General features: G+C 65.0%; 18 protein-coding genes and 1 other RNA gene. 8 read left to right on the forward strand and 11 right to left on the reverse strand.

Features of this window, described 5'->3' with window-relative positions:
* Nucleotides 1–234 precede the first annotated feature (234 nt).
* The 5 genes from ACV1FX_RS35825 to ACV1FX_RS35845 all read right to left on the reverse strand — a co-directional run bounded on the left by ACV1FX_RS35825 (nt 235) and on the right by ACV1FX_RS35845 (nt 4,646).
* A complete protein-coding gene (locus ACV1FX_RS35825) occupies nt 235–1,362 on the reverse strand; it encodes a muconate cycloisomerase family protein (protein ID WP_473122249.1) in 1,128 nt (375 codons plus the stop codon).
* Nucleotides 1,359–2,114: an SDR family NAD(P)-dependent oxidoreductase gene (locus ACV1FX_RS35830; RefSeq protein ID WP_473122250.1), complete on the reverse strand. Its 756-nt coding sequence runs from the start codon at nt 2,112–2,114 to the stop codon at nt 1,359–1,361. Before ACV1FX_RS35830 ends, ACV1FX_RS35825 begins: the two co-directional genes overlap by 4 nt.
* Nucleotides 2,114–2,908: an amino acid ABC transporter ATP-binding protein gene (locus ACV1FX_RS35835; protein WP_473122251.1), complete on the reverse strand. Its 795-nt coding sequence runs from the start codon at nt 2,906–2,908 to the stop codon at nt 2,114–2,116. Before ACV1FX_RS35835 ends, ACV1FX_RS35830 begins: the two co-directional genes overlap by 1 nt.
* Entirely contained in the window at nt 2,905–3,567 is a 663-nt protein-coding gene (locus tag ACV1FX_RS35840) for an amino acid ABC transporter permease (protein ID WP_473122252.1), read from the reverse strand. The genes ACV1FX_RS35835 and ACV1FX_RS35840 overlap by 4 nt, the downstream gene beginning before the upstream one ends.
* A gap of 224 nt (nt 3,568–3,791) precedes the next feature.
* Nucleotides 3,792–4,646 carry a transporter substrate-binding domain-containing protein gene (locus tag ACV1FX_RS35845; RefSeq protein ID WP_473122253.1) on the reverse strand — a complete coding sequence of 285 codons (855 nt, stop codon included), beginning with the start codon at nt 4,644–4,646 and terminating at the stop codon, nt 3,792–3,794.
* 178 nt (nt 4,647–4,824) lie between these two features.
* On the opposite strand from ACV1FX_RS35845, the gene ffs reads away from it, so the two are divergent.
* The 5 genes from ffs to ACV1FX_RS35870 all read left to right on the forward strand — a co-directional run bounded on the left by ffs (nt 4,825) and on the right by ACV1FX_RS35870 (nt 8,270).
* An RNA gene (ffs, locus tag ACV1FX_RS35850) (signal recognition particle sRNA small type) lies at nt 4,825–4,921 on the forward strand.
* Nucleotides 4,922–5,015: 94 nt separating this feature from the next.
* A complete protein-coding gene (locus ACV1FX_RS35855) occupies nt 5,016–6,857 on the forward strand; it encodes a DNA polymerase III subunit gamma/tau (protein WP_473122254.1) in 1,842 nt (613 codons plus the stop codon).
* A gap of 26 nt (nt 6,858–6,883) precedes the next feature.
* Nucleotides 6,884–7,204, forward strand: a complete 321-nt coding sequence (locus ACV1FX_RS35860; RefSeq protein ID WP_254100560.1) for a YbaB/EbfC family nucleoid-associated protein — start codon at nt 6,884–6,886, stop codon at nt 7,202–7,204.
* Between the two features lies 1 nt (nt 7,205).
* Nucleotides 7,206–7,808, forward strand: coding sequence for a recombination mediator RecR (gene recR, locus ACV1FX_RS35865; protein WP_473122255.1), 603 nt, complete (start codon nt 7,206–7,208; stop codon nt 7,806–7,808).
* A gap of 30 nt (nt 7,809–7,838) precedes the next feature.
* Nucleotides 7,839–8,270: a hypothetical protein gene (locus tag ACV1FX_RS35870; protein WP_473122256.1), complete on the forward strand. Its 432-nt coding sequence runs from the start codon at nt 7,839–7,841 to the stop codon at nt 8,268–8,270.
* A gap of 120 nt (nt 8,271–8,390) precedes the next feature.
* Here ACV1FX_RS35870 and ACV1FX_RS35875 read toward each other — a convergent pair whose 3' ends face one another.
* Entirely contained in the window at nt 8,391–9,764 is a 1,374-nt protein-coding gene (locus ACV1FX_RS35875) for an AmpG family muropeptide MFS transporter (RefSeq protein ID WP_473122257.1), read from the reverse strand.
* 99 nt (nt 9,765–9,863) lie between these two features.
* On the reverse strand, nt 9,864–11,060 hold the full coding sequence (locus ACV1FX_RS35880) for a DNA recombination protein RmuC (protein ID WP_473122258.1): 1,197 nt from the start codon (nt 11,058–11,060) through the stop codon (nt 9,864–9,866).
* A gap of 171 nt (nt 11,061–11,231) precedes the next feature.
* Here ACV1FX_RS35880 and def point away from each other — a divergent pair, with 171 nt between their 5' ends.
* From def to truA, 3 genes are all read left to right on the forward strand, one after another.
* Nucleotides 11,232–11,759, forward strand: coding sequence for a peptide deformylase (gene def, locus ACV1FX_RS35885; RefSeq protein ID WP_473122259.1), 528 nt, complete (start codon nt 11,232–11,234; stop codon nt 11,757–11,759).
* Between the two features lie 192 nt (nt 11,760–11,951).
* Nucleotides 11,952–12,887 (forward strand): methionyl-tRNA formyltransferase, encoded by a 936-nt coding sequence (fmt, locus tag ACV1FX_RS35890; protein ID WP_473122260.1) that lies wholly within the window; start codon nt 11,952–11,954, stop codon nt 12,885–12,887.
* 137 nt (nt 12,888–13,024) lie between these two features.
* The gene (gene truA, locus ACV1FX_RS35895; RefSeq protein WP_473122304.1) at nt 13,025–13,762 is read left to right on the forward strand and encodes a tRNA pseudouridine(38-40) synthase TruA; all 738 of its coding nucleotides are present in this window, start codon (nt 13,025–13,027) and stop codon (nt 13,760–13,762) included.
* Between the two features lie 181 nt (nt 13,763–13,943).
* Here the strand turns inward: truA and dapE are convergent, their stop codons facing one another.
* The 4 genes from dapE to ACV1FX_RS35915 all read right to left on the reverse strand — a co-directional run bounded on the left by dapE (nt 13,944) and on the right by ACV1FX_RS35915 (nt 17,642).
* Nucleotides 13,944–15,110, reverse strand: coding sequence for a succinyl-diaminopimelate desuccinylase (gene dapE / locus ACV1FX_RS35900; RefSeq protein WP_473122261.1), 1,167 nt, complete (start codon nt 15,108–15,110; stop codon nt 13,944–13,946).
* The gene (locus ACV1FX_RS35905) at nt 15,107–15,730 is read right to left on the reverse strand and encodes a DUF805 domain-containing protein (protein ID WP_473122262.1); all 624 of its coding nucleotides are present in this window, start codon (nt 15,728–15,730) and stop codon (nt 15,107–15,109) included. Before ACV1FX_RS35905 ends, dapE begins: the two co-directional genes overlap by 4 nt.
* A gap of 224 nt (nt 15,731–15,954) precedes the next feature.
* Complete coding sequence (gene dapD, locus ACV1FX_RS35910) at nt 15,955–16,800, reverse strand: 2,3,4,5-tetrahydropyridine-2,6-dicarboxylate N-succinyltransferase (RefSeq protein WP_473122263.1); 846 nt, start codon at nt 16,798–16,800, stop codon at nt 15,955–15,957.
* A gap of 152 nt (nt 16,801–16,952) precedes the next feature.
* Complete coding sequence (locus tag ACV1FX_RS35915) at nt 16,953–17,642, reverse strand: pyrimidine 5'-nucleotidase (RefSeq protein ID WP_473122264.1); 690 nt, start codon at nt 17,640–17,642, stop codon at nt 16,953–16,955.
* Nucleotides 17,643–17,648 lie beyond the last annotated feature (6 nt).

The raw sequence follows: 17,648 nt of genomic DNA on the forward strand, positions 1-17,648 counted from the left end.
TACTTCGACGTATCCATCCCAATACGGATAATCTGGCTCACGGACGGCTCCTGTGAATGAGTTTCTGACAACCTCATTCTGGCACACTGATGCCGTAGGGGGCCGTCCACACCATCACCCCAGGGAGGAGTTATGGCGCGAGTTGGTAACCCCGAGTCTTCGCCAAACCCAATCCTGTGATTATGGGTCCCGGGTCTGCGCTTACGCTTGCCCGGGACGACAGCGAAATTGCGGCTACCCCTCCGCGATCACGCGCGCGTTGGCACGGACCGAGGCTTCGCTGACGCGGATGCCGAGGCCTGGACCGTCGGGCACGACGACATGGCCGGCGCGGTTGGGAATGCGCTCCTCCAGCACGTCCTCGGTCAGCACGTGATGTGGCATGTAGAATTCGCAGCCGAGCGAGATGCCGGGCGTTGCCGCAATGAGCTGCGTGCCGGCGGCGAGCCCGATGCCGCCTTCCCACAGCGTGCCGCCATAGCCGGGCAGGCCTGCGACGTCGGCGATCGCCATGATGGCCTGCGCCTCGAACAGGCCGCCGGCCTTCATCAGCTTGATGGACACGGCGTCCGCGGCTTGCCGGCGCACCACCTCCATCATGTCGCGGCGATCGAAGCAGCTCTCGTCGGCGAGAACGGGCGTTTCCAGCGCCGACGTCAGCTGTGCCATCACGTCGAGATATCTGCGCGGCACCGGCTGCTCGATGAAGGTCGGCGAAGACTGCTCGACGTCGCGCAAGATCTTGATGGCGCCGAACGGCGCCAGGGCCTGGTTGTAGTCGACGCGAAGATCGACCTTGTCGCCGAATTCTTTTCTGATCGCCGCGAGGTGATCGAGGTCCTCGCGATGCGGCTTCACGCCGGTCTTGACCTTGTAGATGACGTTGCCGTCCGGGACCATTCTGCGCATGCGCTCGAGGTCGGCGACGAAATCGGGATCGGCAATCGAAAAGGAGAGGGGGATCGTGTCGCGCACGCGGCCGCCGAGCAGGTCGGCGACCGAAAGTCCCGCCGATTTGCCGACGATGTCGAGCAGCGCCATCTCGATCGCGGCTTTTGCTTCCACGTGGCCGACCAGCGCGCGATCGAGCTCGGCCATCAGCGCGCGGATGCGGCGCACCGGTTTGCCGAGCACGATCGGTCGCAGATAGATGTCGAGCGCCGAAAACGCCGCCTCCGGCGTTCCCGTAAACACTTCCCACGGCGCCGCTTCGCCCCAGCCGACCACGCCGTCGGTTGCGGTGAGCTCGAGCAGCACGCGCTTCACCGTGCCCTTGACGTTGCCGACGCCCTGAAGGCGGGCCATCTTGATCGGGCTTTCGATCAGGAACAGCCTGAGACGCTCGACGGTCACTTCTGTCATGTCAGGCCTCCATTGACGTGCCAGACTTGGCCGGTGACGTAGGATGCCTTCGGTGACGCCAGGAAGGCGATGATCTCGGCCACTTCCTCCGGACGCCCGCGGCGGCGCATCGGGATCAGCGCTTCGGTCGCGGCGATCTGCTCGGGCGAAAGCCTGCTCTCGTTTGGCTTGTCCTTGACGATGAGACCAGGCGAAACCGCATTGACGGTGATGCCGTCGCCGGCCAGCTCGACCGCGGTGAGGCGCACCAAGGCTTCCAGCGCGGAGCGGCTCGCGGCTGTCGCTGCAAACGGTGCAAATTCGGGCCGGATCGCATGCGCGACGAAGGAGGAAACGGCGACGATCCGCGCATCTCGCCCAGCACGCAGCTGCGGAAGCGCGACCTTGACGAAACGCGTGAAGGCGAGAGCGGATTCGTCCATCGCCTGCTGGAATTGATCCGCGGGCGTGCCGATCGCACTGCCGCGCCGGGCGTGGCCTCCAACCAGGATCAATCCGTCAAGCCGGCCAAAATTGAGATGCGCAGTCGCGCATGCAAGCGTCACAGCCACTTCATTGGCGAGATCGCCGAGACATGTTGCAACGACCGCACCGCATGCTTCGGCGTCCGCCGCGGTCGCCCTAAGTCCGTCCTCGTTCGAACGCGTATGCAGAACGAGCCCGATGCCGGGCGCGGCGAGCAGCTTTGCCGTGGCGCGGCCGATACCGCTGGCGGCACCGGTGACGAGATAGACGCGATCGATATCTGACATCAGGATGCTGTGGTGGCCGGCGGCAACGCGCCGGTGCGGTGGAAATGGCTGAGGAAGGCGCGCGTCGCGGCCTCGCGCGGGCTGTCGATCACCTGCCGCGCCGGGCCGTCCTCGACCACGACACCGTCGCGCATGAACACGACGCGATCGGCGACCTCGCGGGCAAAGGCGATCTCGTGAGTCACGATCACCATGGTCATGCCTTCGGAGGCGAGCTGCTGCATCACGCCCAGCACCTCGCCGACGAGCTCGGGATCTAGCGCGGAGGTCGCTTCATCGAACAGCATCACTTCCGGCTCCATGGCGAGCGCCCGCGCGATCGCGACACGCTGCTTCTGTCCGCCCGACAGCGTTGCCGGATACTGATCGGCTTTTTCCAGGAGCCCGACCTTTGCCAGTTGCGCTCGGGCCAGCTTCTCGGCGTCTGACTTCGGCATGCGGCGCACCGTGACCGGTCCCTCCATCACGTTCTGCAACGTTGTCATGTGCGGGAAGAGATTAAAATGCTGGAACACCATGCCGGTGGTGGCGCGGAATTTTGCCAGCGTCTTCACGTCAGGCAACTTCGCACCTTCACCGAACGCGAACCGCGTCTCGCCGACGCGGACGCTGCCGCCATCAGGTACAACCAGCAGGTTGATGCAGCGGAGCAGGGTCGACTTGCCGGAGCCCGAAGGCCCGATCAGCGCGACCACGCCGCCCTTGGCGACGTCGAGGTTGATGTTCTTCAGCACCTCGTTGCTGCCGAAGCTTTTGCGCAAGCCGTGGATCTCGATTTTTGACGTCTCGCTCATTCGCTGACCGCCAGACGCTTCTCGCCCCGCCGCACGATGATGGTCAGGGGGATCAGGATCGCGGCATAGGCGAGTGCCACCGCCGTGTAGGTCTCGAGCGGCCGGTAGCTGTCATGCGCGGCGACCTGGCTTTGATAAACGAGGTCGGGCACCGCCAGCACCGAGACCAGCGAGGTGTTCTTGAACTGGATGATCGACTGGTTCATCAGCGCCGGAATCATGCGCTTGATCGCCTGCGGCAGGACGATGCGCATCATGGCCTGGCGCGGCGTCATGCCGAGCGCGGCGCCCGCTTCCGACTGGCCGCTGTCGATCGAGACGATGCCGCCGCGGATGATTTCGGAATAGAACGAGCCGCCATAGAGCGACAGCGCCAGCGCCGAGGCCGTGATCGGCGTCATCTCGACACCGGCGAGGATCGGCAGCGCGTAGTAGAACCAGATCAGCTGCACCAGGATCGGCGTGCAGCGGAACGCCTCGACGAAGGTCAGTGCAATGCCGCGCAGCCAACCAAAGCGCGACAGCATCGCGAGCGCGGCGATGAGGCCGAACACCAGCCCGAGCAGCACGATGACCACGGTGAAGCCGACGGTGACGCCGAGCCCGTTCAGGAAGAGCCAGCGATAGCTCCAGAGGATACCGAAGTCCCACTGATACATGTGCGCCTAACTCACTCAGCCGCTCGAAAGGTTGCAACGGTCGCGCCACGCGCTCGTTGCACCTCTCCCGCTTACGGGAGAGGTCGGCGCGAAGCGCCGGGTGAGGGCTCTCCCCATCTTGGGGTTCTCGATTGTGGAGGCACCCTCACCCCAACCCTGTCCCGCAAGCGGGAGAGGGGGCGCAGCACCATCCGCGGATCGAGTTCGTCCTCGCTTCATCAAAGCTACAACGTCACGCCCGGCGGGATGTCGGCCTCCGTCACGCCCACGAGCTCCATGTTGGTGAGGATCGCGGTGCGGATGAAGCCGAGGCCCTTGTTGAAGTCGATCCAGGTGTTGACGTAGTCGCGCCAGGTCTTGTCGGTCTCGCGGCGGAAGCCGGCGTTGGAGGTGGTGGCGAAGATCGGCGTCGGCAGCACGAACTGGCCGAGCGAGGGATTCTTCTTCAGCACCGTCAGCGACAGCATGGTGATCAGGCACTGCGCGTCGACGCGGCCGGTCTGCAGCGCGGCGGTGGCATCATCCGCCGTCTTCAGGCGCGAGATCTGCGCCTTCGGGATCAGGCGGCTCACGACCTGGTCGTGCGAGGAGCCCTGGTCGACGGCGATCTTGATGTCGGGCGAGTTCAGCTCGGCCCAGGTCTTCGGCTTGAAATCCTTTTTCGCAAGGAAGCCGAAGGCGTTGTTGAAGACGGGAATCGAGAAATCGACCACAAGTGCGCGCTTTGGGGTCGGGTTGAGGCCGAAGAAGATGTCGATCTTGTTGGACTGGAGATCGAGCACCGAATTGCCCCAGGTCGTCTCGGTGATCTCAAGTTCGGCTTCCATGTCGTCGGCGAGCGCCTTGGCGATGTCGATGTAAAAACCCTTCCACTGCCCGCTGGCGAGGTCCTTCATGTAGTAGGGCGCGCCGCCATTGACTGCGCCGATCCGCATCTTCTTGGTGCGGCGGATGCGCGCGAAAGTGGATTCATTGGAATCGGGGGCCGTCTGCGCCGCCGCCGGGGACGCGCCCGCCGCTATTGCCGCGCCGACCGCGCCAAGCCCGACAATCGATGCAACATCACGACGTGTAACCATTTTTTGTATCGCTTTTCTGGTTGGGTGAAGTTCCGGCAGGTTTCTTACCAAGGCAGCCCCGTCCGCGAAAGCACAGCCTCTCGGCGGCAGGAGCAGGGAGATGCCCGCATGCTGGGCAGGCTGATAGCCGCCCGATACCCGCTTGCTTTCCGACCCTTTTGGCCCCAAATAGGGACCGGGAGATTGGCGGTGGACGAGCCACTCGCCAACCGGGTCAGGTCCGGAAGGAAGCAGCCCTAACGAGGTCCGGATCGGGTCGCTCGTCAGTCTCCTACCTGTTTTTTCGAGCGAATTGCGCCGGCGGGCTCCCCGCCAGCGCGCTCCTTTCCGCAAAAGCCGGCCGAGAGACATTTCATTGCGGATCGACCGATGACCGACGCCGGCGCCCCGACAAACCCCGACAGCGCCAGCCAGCCTGGCTTTGCACTCGGTGCCCAGCCGGGAACGCCGTACCGGGTGCTGGCGCGAAAATACCGCCCCTCCAGCTTCGACGATCTGATCGGCCAGGAGGCCGTTGTCCGCACCGTCTCCAACGCGTTCGAGACCGGGCGCATCCCGCAGGCCTGGATCCTCACCGGCGTCCGCGGCGTCGGCAAGACCACCACCGCGCGCATTCTTGCCCGCGCGCTCAACTACGAGATGCCGGACGGCTCGGTGAAGGGCCCGACCATCCACATGCCGACGCTGGGCGTGCATTGCCAGGCGATCATGGAAAGCCGGCACATGGACGTGCTGGAGATGGACGCCGCGTCACACACCGGCGTCGATGACGTTCGCCAGATCAACGACAGCGTGCGCTATGCCCCGGCCAGCGCCCGCTACAAGGTCTACATCATCGACGAAGTCCACATGCTGTCGACGGCGGCGTTCAACGCCTTTCTGAAGACGCTGGAGGAACCGCCGGAGCACGCCAAGTTCGTGTTCGCGACCACCGAGATCCGCAAGGTTCCGGTCACCGTGCTGTCGCGCTGCCAGCGTTTTGATCTTCGCCGCGTCGAGGCGGATGTGCTGATGAAGCACCTCGCCAGCATCGCGGCGAAGGAAAGCGTCGAAATCGAGCCCGAGGCGCTCGGCATCATCGCACGCGCGGCGGAAGGTTCCGTGCGCGATTCGCTGTCGCTGCTCGACCAGGCGATCGCCCATGCGGCGGGCCAGGTGAAAGCGGAGGCCGTGCGGCAGATGCTGGGCCTCGCCGACCGCACCCGCGTCATCGACCTCTTCGATTCGCTGGTGCGCGGCGACATCGCTTCGGCCTTCAAGGAGTTCCGCGACCAGTACGACACCGGCGCCGATCCGATCGTCGTGCTCTCGGACCTTGCCGAATTCGTCAACTTCGTCACCCGCGTGAAGATCGTGCCGGCCACCGCCGACAACGTCGCTTATGGCGAGACCGAGCGGCTGCGTGCGCGCGACTTTGCATCCAAGATCTCGATGCGAGTCTTGTCGCGGATGTGGCAGATGCTGCTCAAGGGCATCACCGAGGTGCAGGCCGCGACGCGCCCGGCAGCCGCCGCCGAGATGGTGCTGGTCCGCATTGCCTATGTCGCTGACCTGCCGACGCCGGACGAAGCGATCAGGATGCTGGAGCAGAACGGCGGTGGTTCGCCGGTCGTGAGCGGCGGAAGCGCCGCGCGCAGTGCGCCGACCGCGCCGGTTGCCTCCGCAGCGCCGGTGCGCGCGCCTTCATCGTCGCCGCCCTCGTTCGGCGGTGGCGCGCGGCCGCAAATGGCAGCGCCCGCGCCAGAGATCCAAGGCTCGGCGCCCGCGCTGCGCATCACGAGCTTTACCCAGCTCGTCGCGCTTGCCGGGCAAAAGCGCGACCTCATGACCAAGGGCGCACTCGAAGGCGACTTGCGCCTCGTCCGTTTTGAGGAGGGCCGGCTGGAGATCGCACTCGAGCCCAACGCCTCCAAGTCCACCATCACCGAGCTCGCGCGCAAATTCGAGCTCTGGACCGGTCGCCGCTGGACGGTGATCGTGTCCAACGAGCAGGGCCAGCCGACGCTGCGTTCGGTCAACCAGGCCGCCAAGCAGGAGCACGCCCGCACCGCCGAGGCCGATCCGCGCGTGCAGGAGGTGCTGTCGCGCTTCCCCGGCGCCAAGGTGGTCGAGGTTCGCAGGCTTGCCCCCGAGACGCCGGAATCCAATATTAACTCGGACTATGGCAGTGACGATCCGCCCGACGGTTCCGACGGCGACGACGATCTCTGAGCCTATCTTTCCAAGGACGAACACCCATGGCTGATTTTCTCGGCATGATGAAGCAGGCGGCGCAGCTGCAATCCAAGATGCAGGCGATGCAGGACGAGCTCGGCAATGTCGAGGTCGAGGGCATTTCCGGCGGCGGCCTGGTTGCGGTGCGCATGACCGCGAAGATGGACGTCAAGGGCATCAGGATCGATCCTTCGCTGATGAAGGCTGAGGAGCGCGAGGTGCTGGAGGATCTGCTCGTCACCGCATTGGGCGATGCGCGCCGCAAGGCGGAGGCCGCCATGCAGGAGAAGATGCAGGCGCTCACCGGCGGGCTCGGCCTGCCGCCGGGACTGTTCGGCCAGTGACATGGGAGCCGTTGCCGGTCCCGAGATCGAACGCCTGATCCAGCTTCTGGCGCGACTGCCCGGCTTGGGGCCGCGCTCGGCGCGCCGTGCCGCGCTGCACCTGATCAAGAAGCGCGAAGCGCTGATGATGCCGCTGTCGGGCGCCTTGCAGGTCGCGCTCGACAAGGTTCAGGTCTGCAAGACCTGCGGCAATATCGATACGCAAAGCCCCTGCACGGTCTGCACCGACCCGCGTCGCGATGGCGCCATCATCGTCGTGGTCGCCGATGTCGCCGATCTCTGGGCGCTGGAGCGGGCCAACGCGACGCAAGGCCGCTATCACGTGCTTGGCGCGACATTGTCGCCGCTCGATGGCGTCGGCCCGCAGGATCTCACCATCGACGCGCTGGTCGCCCGCGCGCATGATCCGCAGGTGCACGAAATCATACTGGCGCTGAACGCGACGGTGGACGGCCAGACCACGGCGCACTACATCACCGACCTGCTCCAGGACGCCAACGTCAAGGTGACCCGGCTCGCCCATGGCGTGCCGGTTGGCGGAGAACTTGATTATCTCGATGAAGGTACGCTATCGGCAGCAATGCGGCAGCGGACCCTGTTCTAGCTATTCCCTTAAGACGACGGAACGGACGACATGACGAAACGATTCGCCAAACGGCTGGCTTTGGTCGCGACGATGATGACGCTGGTGACGCCGGCCGTCGCCGCGCAGCAGGGGGATGAGGCGCCGCCGCCGTCAAAGCCCGGCAAGCCGATCAACACCGGCGAAGTGCTCTCGGGCGAGCTGAACACCATGCGCGTGCGTGACGTCAAGAACGGCAAGAAGGTTGCGACCTATCAGATTACGTCCGAGCCGCGCCGTCTGCCGGCGCCGAGCGGGCTGTGCGATCTCGAGACCGGTCCCGAGACGTTCCAGCTGGTCACAAGCAGCGACGCGCAGGCCACGCAGTTGAAATCATTCGTCGGCAAGGAAATCTCCGTGAAGGTCGACGAAGTCACCTGCGCGAGCGATCCCGGCCAGATGAGCGAAGCCGTGATCACGAAATGGAGCCTGGTGAAGAAGTAGTCGGGGGACGGCTCGCTTTATTCTCTCCGGCGTCATTGCGAGGAGCGAAGCGAAGCAATCCAGATTGTCACGGCGGAGAAAGTCTGGATTGCTTCGCTTCGCTCGCAATGACGGTTGCCGCTACACCCGTATCGGCCCCAGCGTCTCGAAATGTCCGCGCTTCTGCAGATATGCGAGCAGGATCAGGCTGGGCACCGCGACAACCACGCAGATCATGAAGAACATCGGCCAGCCCGTCAGCTTGGCGACGAAGCCGGCGCCTGACGACAGATAGGTGCGCCCGACCGCCGCGAGCGCGGTGAGCAGCGCGTATTGCGTCGCCGTGTGCAGCGGGTTCTGGCACAGCGCGGAGAGATAGGCGACGAAGATCACGGTGCCGATGGCGCTGGTGAAGTTCTCGCAGGTGATGGCAAAGGCGAGCGCCCATTGATTGGTGCCGACCAGCGCGAGCCATGAGAAGGACAGGTTCGCGATCGCCTGCACCAGGCCGCCGATCCACAGGCTCGTCGCCAACGAATAGCGCCGCGCGACGAAGCCGCCGGCAAATCCGCCGATCAGGGTTGCGGCAAGCCCCACGCCCTTCACGATCGCCGCGTAGTCGTTGCGGGAGAAGCCGAGGTCGATCACGAAGGGCGCCGTCATCGTGCCGGAGAACGCGTCGGTGAACTTGAACAGCACGACGAAAGCGAGCGCGGCGAGCGCATCCTTGCGCGACAGAAATTCCGAGAAGGCGCCGATTGCGGCGTGCAGGACGCGCGCGAAAGCGGTCTCGGTCTGCGTTGCGGCTTCCGCCTTTGCCGATTGTGCGGGCTCGGTTGCAAGGAGCGCGGTGATCGTGCCGATCAGCACCATCGCCGCCATCACCACATAGCCCCACATCCAGGCGGAGGGCTTCGGAAGGCCGGCGCTTTCGAAGCCGGATACGATGAACAGCGCGCCCGCGGTCGAGACCAGCATGCCGATGCGATAGGCCGCGACATAGGACGCCATGCCGGCGGCCTGCTCGCTCTCGGGCAGGCTCTCGACACGGAAGGCGTCGACCACGATGTCCTGCGTCGAGGACGTCGTCGCCACCAGCAGAGCGCCAAGCGCCACATAGAACGGCGAACGCGCGGGATCGGTCAGCGCCAGCAGCAGGATCGAGACGATCAGGAGGAGCTGCGAGAACAACAGCCAGCCGCGACGGCGCCCGAAGGCGCGGGTGAAGAGCGGCACGTGCAGCGCATCGACCAGCGGCGCCCACAGGAATTTCAGCGTGTAGGGCGTTCCGACCAGCGCAAACAGCCCGATGGTCCCGAGATCGACGCCGGATTCGCGCATCCATACCAGCAGCGTCGAGCCCGACAGCGCCAGCGGCAGGCCGGAAGAGAAGCCGAGAAACAGCACGATCAGCACCCGCGGCTGCAGATACACGGCCAGGCTCTCGCGCCAGGAACTGGCGGGAGCGTCGGTGGTTGCAGGGGCAGTTCCGGAAGTCGCGTCGGGTGCGGTCATGGAGGGGTGTTAGCAGATTCTGGCTGCCAGAAGTGAGGTGTCGTCGCCCGGTCAAGCCGGGCGACGACAGCGGGTGGCTGGTTACTTCATCTAAGACAATCACTCCCCCGCTTGCAGCTTGCGCGGGAATAGCTCGGGCGTGGTCGCGACGAGCCGCGGCCCCTCCGGTGCATCCGTCTTGCTGAAATCGAGCTCCTCGATGCGGCCGGCGCGCTTTTCGATCTTGTCGGCGGAGATCAGGACCTGGCGCACGTCCTCGTTCACGTCGGCAAAATGCTTCTGCAGTTTCAGCACGCGGTCGCGCAGGCGGCCGAGATCGTCGCCGAGCTTGATCACCTCGGTGCGGATCTGGTCGGCGGCATCGCGCATGCGCGCGTCCTTCATGATCTGCTGCATCACCTGGATCGCGAGCATCAGCAGCGAGGGCGACACCAGCACGACGCGGGCGCGATAGGCTTTCTGAATCACGTCATCGAAGCCGTCATGGATCTCGGCATAGACCGATTCCGATGGCACGAACATCAGCGCCATCTCCTGGGTCTCGCCGGTGACGAGATATTTTTCGGCGATATCGGTGACATGCTTCATCACGTCGCCGCGCAGCCGCTGGGTGGCGATACGCCGCTCCTCGTCGGTGCGGGCATCGTGCAGCGCGGTCATCGCCTCCAGCGGAAATTTCGCGTCGATGCAGAGCGGCCGCTGGTCGGGCAGGAACACCACGCAGTCGGGCCGCTTGCCGGTCGAGAGCGTGAACTGGAACTCGTAGGAACCCTTCGGCAGTCCGTCCTGGACGATCGCTTCCATCCGCGCCTGGCCGAAGGCGCCGCGCGACTGCTTGTTGGCGAGCACGTCGCGCAAGGTCGTCACCTGCGTGGTGAGGTCGGTGAGGTTCTTATGCGCACTGTCGATGATCCCGAGCCGCTCGTGCAGCGCGCGCAGGCTTTCCATGGTGTTGCGGGTCGAGTGCTCCATGGACTGACCGACTCGATGCGTGACCGAGTCCAGCCGCTCGTTGACCGCGCGCGCCATCTCGGCCTGGCGGCCGGCGAGCGTCTGCGCCATGGCGTCGACGCGGCCCGACGCCTCGCTCTGGACGCGCAGCATCTGGCTCAGCCGCTCCTCCAGCTCGTCGGCCCGGATGGTCTGGGCCATGGCGAGTTCCGCGCCACGCCGCGAGCCGCGCGCGATCACGATGGCGATCACCAGGAGCAGGATGAGGGCCAGTATACCGAAACCGATCAAGGCGTCGCCGGTGCGCACCGGCCAGTCGCCAGCGGTAAAAATGATCTCGTTCATGCCAGCCCTTCTAGCCGATTCGCGGCCGGGCACGAACGAAGAGGGAACGTTTATGGTTAACCAGCAGTGAATTTTTATGGTTAACGAAGTCCTAATTTTTATGGTTAGCGAATCCTTAACGGCGTTCCCGGCCGCATTGACCGCATCCGGCGCGCGGCTTAAATCGCCGCCATGGCCTTAAGAGAAATCATCATCCTGCCCGACAAGCAGCTGCGTCTGGTCTCCAAGCCGATCGAGAAGGTCACGGCGGAGATCCGCAAGCTTGCCGACGACATGTTCGAGACCATGTACGACGCGCCCGGCATTGGCTTGGCGGCGATCCAGATCGCGCAACCCCTGCGCCTGATCACCATGGACCTCGCCAAGCGCGACGAGAACGGCGAGACCGCGCGTGAGCCGCGCGTCTTCATCAATCCGGAAATCGTCGCCTCGTCCGAGGAGCTGTCGGTCTACGAGGAGGGTTGTCTCTCGATCCCCGAATATTACGAGGAGGTCGAGCGGCCTGCGAAGGTACGCGTGCGCTTCACCGATCTCGACGGCAAGCTGCACGAGGAGGATGCCGAAGGCCTCTACGCCACCTGCATCCAGCACGAGATCGACCATCTCAACGGCGTGCTGTTCGTCGACTATTTGTCGAAGCTCAAGCGCGACCGCGTGTTCAAGAAGTTCGAGAAAGCCGCCAAGCGCGCGGTGGAGTGATTTCGGTGTTGCCCGTGCTCCCCTGTACTCCCTCCCCCCTTGCGGGGGAGGGCAGGGGAGGGGGGTAGCCCAGGAAATAGTCTATCTGGGGCGAAGAACTAGTCTGCGCTCAAGCTGCGAGTGTGTGCCGTGTGGCACCCCCCTCCCTAGCCCTCCCCCGCAAGGGGGGAGGGAACGTACCGAGTTGTTGTCATGCCTCTCCGTCTCATCTTCATGGGTACGCCCGACTTCTCCGTGCCGACGCTCCTCGAGCTCGTCGCGCATGGCCACGAGATCGTGGCGGTCTACACCCGCGCGCCGAAGCCGGGCGGGCGGCGCGGGCTGCAGTTGCAACCGACGCCGGTCGAAGACGCCGCGCGAAAGCTCGGCATTCCCGTACTGACGCCAAAGACGCTGAAGACGCCGGAAGCGCTCGACGAATTTCGCGCATTCGACGCGGATGCGGCTGTCGTCGTCGCCTACGGCATGATCCTGCCGCAGGCGATCCTCGATGCGCCGAAGCTCGGCTGCTACAATCTGCATGCCTCGCTGCTGCCGCGCTGGCGCGGTGCCGCGCCGATCAACCGCGCGATCATGGCCGGCGATGCCGAGAGCGGCGTGATGGTCATGAAAATGGACGTGGGGCTGGACACCGGCGACGTCGCCATGGCCGAGCGTCTTGCGATCTCGGACACCATGACCGCAGCCGATCTGCACGATCGCCTGTCCCGGCTGGGGGCGGACCTGATGGTGCGTGCGACGGCCGCGCTCGAACGCGGCGGGCTCCAGCTCAAGAAGCAGAGCGAGGACGGCGTTACCTACGCCGCCAAGATCGACAAGGCTGAGGCGCGGATCGACTGGACCAAGCCCGCGCGCGACGTGCTGCGCCACATCCACGGCCTGTCGCCGTTTCCCGGCGCCTGGACCGAGCTTGCGGGAGCCAGCGAAAACGCGCGCGTGAAAATCCTGCGCTGTGAGCTCGCAAAGGGCTCGGGCTCGCCGGGTGACGTGCTCGACGACCAGCTCACCATCGCTTGCGGCGAGGGCGCGATCCGCATCATCGAGCTGCAGCGCGAGGGCAAGGCGCGGATGCAGGCGGCGGACTTCTTGCACGGCGTGCCGTTGAAGGCTGGCGCTCGATTTACGTAACACTGTCATACTCCGCGAAGGCGGGGTATCCAGTACGCCGAGGCTTCTCGGTTGAACGAAGATGCTGCGGAGTACTGGATCGCCCGCCCCAGTGCGCATTGCGCACACGGCGGGCGATGACAGCGAAATTGGACAAGATGCCCCGCTACAAGCTCACCATCGAATATGACGGCGCGCCGTTCTGCGGCTGGCAGGTGCAGGCGACGCAACCTTCCGTGCAGGGTGCGCTCGAGACGGCCGTGAAGGCGATGTGCGGCACGGAGGTGCGGGTGCATGGCGCGGGCCGCACCGATGCCGGCGTGCACGCGCTCGGCCAGGTCGCGCATGTCGATATTGAAAAGCCCTTTGCGCCGGATCGCCTTCGCGACGGTCTGAATGCACATCTGCGTCCGCATCCGATCGCGGTGCTTGAAGCTGCGATCGTGCCCGAGACCTTCGAGGCTCGCTTCTCGGCCATCAAGCGCCACTACCGCTATCGCATCGTCAACACCCGCGCCAACCTCGCGCTCGACGTCGGCCACGCCTGGCGCGTGTCGCGCAGGCTGGATACCGATGCGATGCATGCGGCCGCGCAGCGCCTGATCGGCAAGCACGATTTCACGACCTTTCGCGATACCGAGTGCCAGGCGAAGTCGCCGGAGAAGACGCTCGATCAGCTCGACGTCTTGCGCGACGGGCGCGAGGTGACGATCCTCACCTCGGCGCGCTCCTTCCTGCACAGCCAGGTCCGCTCGATGGTAGGCTCGCTGGTGTGGGTCGGCGAAGGCCGCTGGAGCGCCGACGACCTCTCCGCAGCGCTAGCCGCCCGCAACCGCGCCGCCTGCGGCATCGTCGCTCCGCCTGAGGGGCTGTATCTGGTGCGGGTGGATTATTGAGGGGGGCGAGGACGGGGCTTTGCCACGCCCTCCATTGTCATGCCCCGGCTTGACCGGGGCATCCAGTACGCCGCGGCCCATCCGTAATCGTCACTGTCTCTGGAATACTGGATCGCCCGCTTTCGCGGGCGATGACGGAGGAGTGGGTGGCGATGGCGGAGTGAACGGCGGCAATAGCGCCCTAAGCAAAATACCTTGCCAAAATCCCGCGATAGACCTTCGTCAGCTTCTCCAGGTCCGTAACCGGCACGCGCTCGTCGATCTGGTGCATGGTCTGGCCGACGAGGCCAAACTCGATCACCGGGCAATAGCTGGAAATGAAGCGCGCATCCGAGGTGCCGCCTGATGTCGACAGCTCGGGCTTGCGTCCGGTCACCTCCTCGATCGCGGCGACTGCGAGATCGGTGAAGGGGCCGGGCTTGGTGACGAACACGTTGGAGTTCGAGGGCTCCCAGACGATATGCGCGCGGATGCGGTTGCCGCAGGCTTTGGCAAGCCGCGCCTCGACCAGCTCGCGCAGGCTCGCCTGCGTGTGGTTGTCGTTGTAGCGGATGTTGAACTTGGCGCGGGCCTGGCCGGGGATCACGTTGTAGGCGGGATTGCCGACATCGACCGAGGTAAATTCCAGGTTGGAGGCCTGGAATTGCGCGCTGCCATGATCGAGCGGCTCGTCGGAGATCGCCACGATCAGGCGGGAGATATCGGGCACGGGATTGGACGCGCGGTGCGGGTAGGCGACGTGGCCCTGTCGTCCCTCGACATGGAGCGTGCCGGACTGCGAGCCGCGGCGGCCGACCTTGATGGTGTCGCCGAGTGCCTCGACATTGGAGGGCTCGCCGAGCACGCAGTGATCGAACTTTTCGCCGCGCGCTGCGGCCCATTCCAGCAGCTTGATGGTGCCGTTGATCGAGACGTCTTCTTCGTCGCCGGTGATCAGGAAGGAGATCGAGCCAGTACCATCGGCGCGCGGTTGGCCGCCATTGGCCGCGAGATGCTCCAGCACGGCGGCGACGGAGCAGGCGATGCCGCCCTTCATGTCGACCGCGCCGCGGCCGTGCAGGACGCCGTCCTTCACCTCGCCGGAGAACGCGCCGACGCTCCAGGCGCTCTCGTCGCCCGGCGGCACCACGTCGGTGTGGCCGGCAAAGGTGATGTGCGGGCCCTCGCTGCCGATCCGCGCGTAGAGATTGTTGACGTCGGCAAAGCCTTCTTCGGAGAAGGTTACGCGGTGGCAGGTGAAGCCGGCGCTCGTGAGCGCCGTTTCAAGCACCCCCAGCGCACCGGCATCGGCCGGGGTTACCGAGGGGCAGCGGATGAGATCGCGGGCAATGGATAGGGCATCGGTCATGCCTCCCGCTTAACATGCATGCCGCCGGGCGGGCTAGCGCTGGGCGGGACAAATTGAAGCTCGCTCTGCTGGTCCCAAGGCCGCGCCGAGCGAGCCTTGGCGGCCTCCTCGGCTTCCGTCAGCGGGTCGGGCCCGAAGCGGTTTTCGCGCGGGGTGCCGCGAAGAAAGCCCATCTCGATGAGGCCCCAGAAAGGCAGCATGCCCGCGGCCATGGCGAAAGGCACGAGCCAGTTGGAGTCGGGCAAACGATCTGCGAACTGGTTGTAGAGGCCCGGATAGACGAAGAACGCCAGCATCCACCAGCCGCTCTTGTTGCGGTCATGCAGACGCTTGATGGAAATCGCCAGATAGGTCCAGAGCAGAAGACCGGTCCCGACCGTTTCGATCAAGAGAATTGGAAGCTCGATCGCGCGCAGCTGCCGCCAGGCCGCGGGATCGGCGATCTTGAAGACGTCGTCGACGTTGAGGTTGAACGATCTTATATCGGAGATCGTGAAGATCAGAGCCGCGGCAAGCACAAGAGCCAGCATCAGACCGCAGAACAGGCAGACCAGGCCAAACCAGAATTCGCCGCGACAGATGCGGCCGTCAAAGCGGAAGAGATACCGGGTCCAGTCCATGCGAGAAGCTCCGGGCAGCGCAGGCCGCCCGGTGATTGGTCGCTTGATTGGATTGCTGGGTTCGATCCTGCCAATCCGTCATCCTGAGGCGCTCGCGTAGCGAGCCTCGAAGGATGAACGGCCGAGATATCGCCGGGATGCAGCCGGGCCATCGCCCTTCGAGGGCCGCTGAAGGAGCGGCCACCTCAGTGTGACGGTTATAGTTTGGCGTTCGCGGCGCGAAGTTAATCCCGCAGCAGCTCGTTGATGCTGGTCTTCGACCGCGTGCGCTCGTCGACGCGCTTGACGATCACGGCGCAGGCGGTGCTCGGGCCCACCTGGCCGTTCTTCATGGGCTTGCCGGGCAGCGCGCCGGGCACCACCACCGAATATTCCGGCACTTCGCCGATGAAGACCTCACCGGTCTCGCGGTCGACGATCTTGGTGGAGGCGCCCAAAAACACGCCCATCGCCAGCACTGCGCCCTTGCGCACGATGACGCCCTCGGCGACTTCGCTGCGCGCGCCGATGAAGCAATCGTCCTCGACGATCACCGGCTCGGCCTGCAGCGGCTCGAGCACGCCGCCGATGCCGACGCCGCCGGAGATGTGCACGCGCTTGCCGATCTGCGCGCAGGAGCCAACGGTCGACCAGGTGTCGATCATGGTCGCTTCATCGACATAGGCGCCGAGATTGACGAAGGAGGGCATCAGCACGACGTTCTTGGCAATGAAGGCCGAGCGGCGCACGATCGCGCCGGGTACCGCGCGAAAGCCGGCATCGCGAAACCGGTTCTCGCCCCAGCCGTCGAACTTCGAGGGCACCTTGTCCCACCACGAGGCCTTGCCGGGGCCGCCGGGAATGGCGCTCATGTCGTTGAGGCGGAAGGACAGCAGCACCGCCTTCTTCAGCCACTGATTGACCTTCCACTTGCCGCCGGTCTCGCGCTCGGCGACGCGCGCCTCGCCCTTGTCCAGAATCTCCAGCGCATGATCCACGGCCTCTCGCACCTCGCCCTTTGTCGAGGTCGAGATGCCGTCGCGCGCCTCGAAGGCGCCGTTGATGGTGGATTCGAGGGCTTGGAGGGACATCGGGATTTCCTCTCGGGAAGGCTGGACTTGTGACGGATTGGGGGGCTTTTTCGGGATTTGAGGGGAGAGAGTCAAGCTTGGTTCGCCGTCATGCCCCGCGAAGGCCTTCGCGGGGTATGACGTTTCATTGGGGCGTCACCGCCGCTACGGCCTCAACGTGACAGCCCCGCCAAAAACCCGGCCAGATCATCCGTGACATAGTCGACATGGGCGGCACCGCGGCCTTCCAGTTCCCAGTCCTCGCGGACCACTTCTTTGGTGCCGTCGGGCACCACCAGCACCGTGGTCATGCCGAGCTCGTGCGGAACGGTGAGGTTGCGAGCGAGGTCCTCGAACATCGCGGCCCGGGTCGGGTCGACCGCGTGATCGGAGAGGAATTTCTGGTACGTCTGCCGCGCCGGCTTCGGCTCGAACTCGGCCGCGATGATGTCGAAGACCGCATCGAAATGCGTGGCGAGACCGAGCCGCGACAGCACGGCATCGACGTGGTCGACCGAGCCGTTGGTCAGGATCAGCTTGCGCCCCGGAAGCTTTGCGATGGCCTCGCCGAGCGCCGGGTTCGGCTCCAGCGGCGAGTGGTCGATCTTGTGCACATAAGCGAGGTAGTCGTCGGCGCGCACGCCATGCAGTGTCATCATGCCGCGCATGGTGGTGCCGAAGCGCCGGTAATAGTCCTTCTGGATATTGCGCGCTTCCTCAGCCGTCACGTTCAGCCAGTTGCTGACGAACTCTCCGATCCGCGCGTCGACCTGCTGCCACAGGTTGACGTGATGCGGATAGAGCGTGTTGTCGAGGTCGAACACCCAGGTGTCGATGTGGGTGAAGGAGCGGGGGGAGGTCATTTCAAG

It is taken from the genome of Bradyrhizobium ingae (assembly GCF_055791185.1).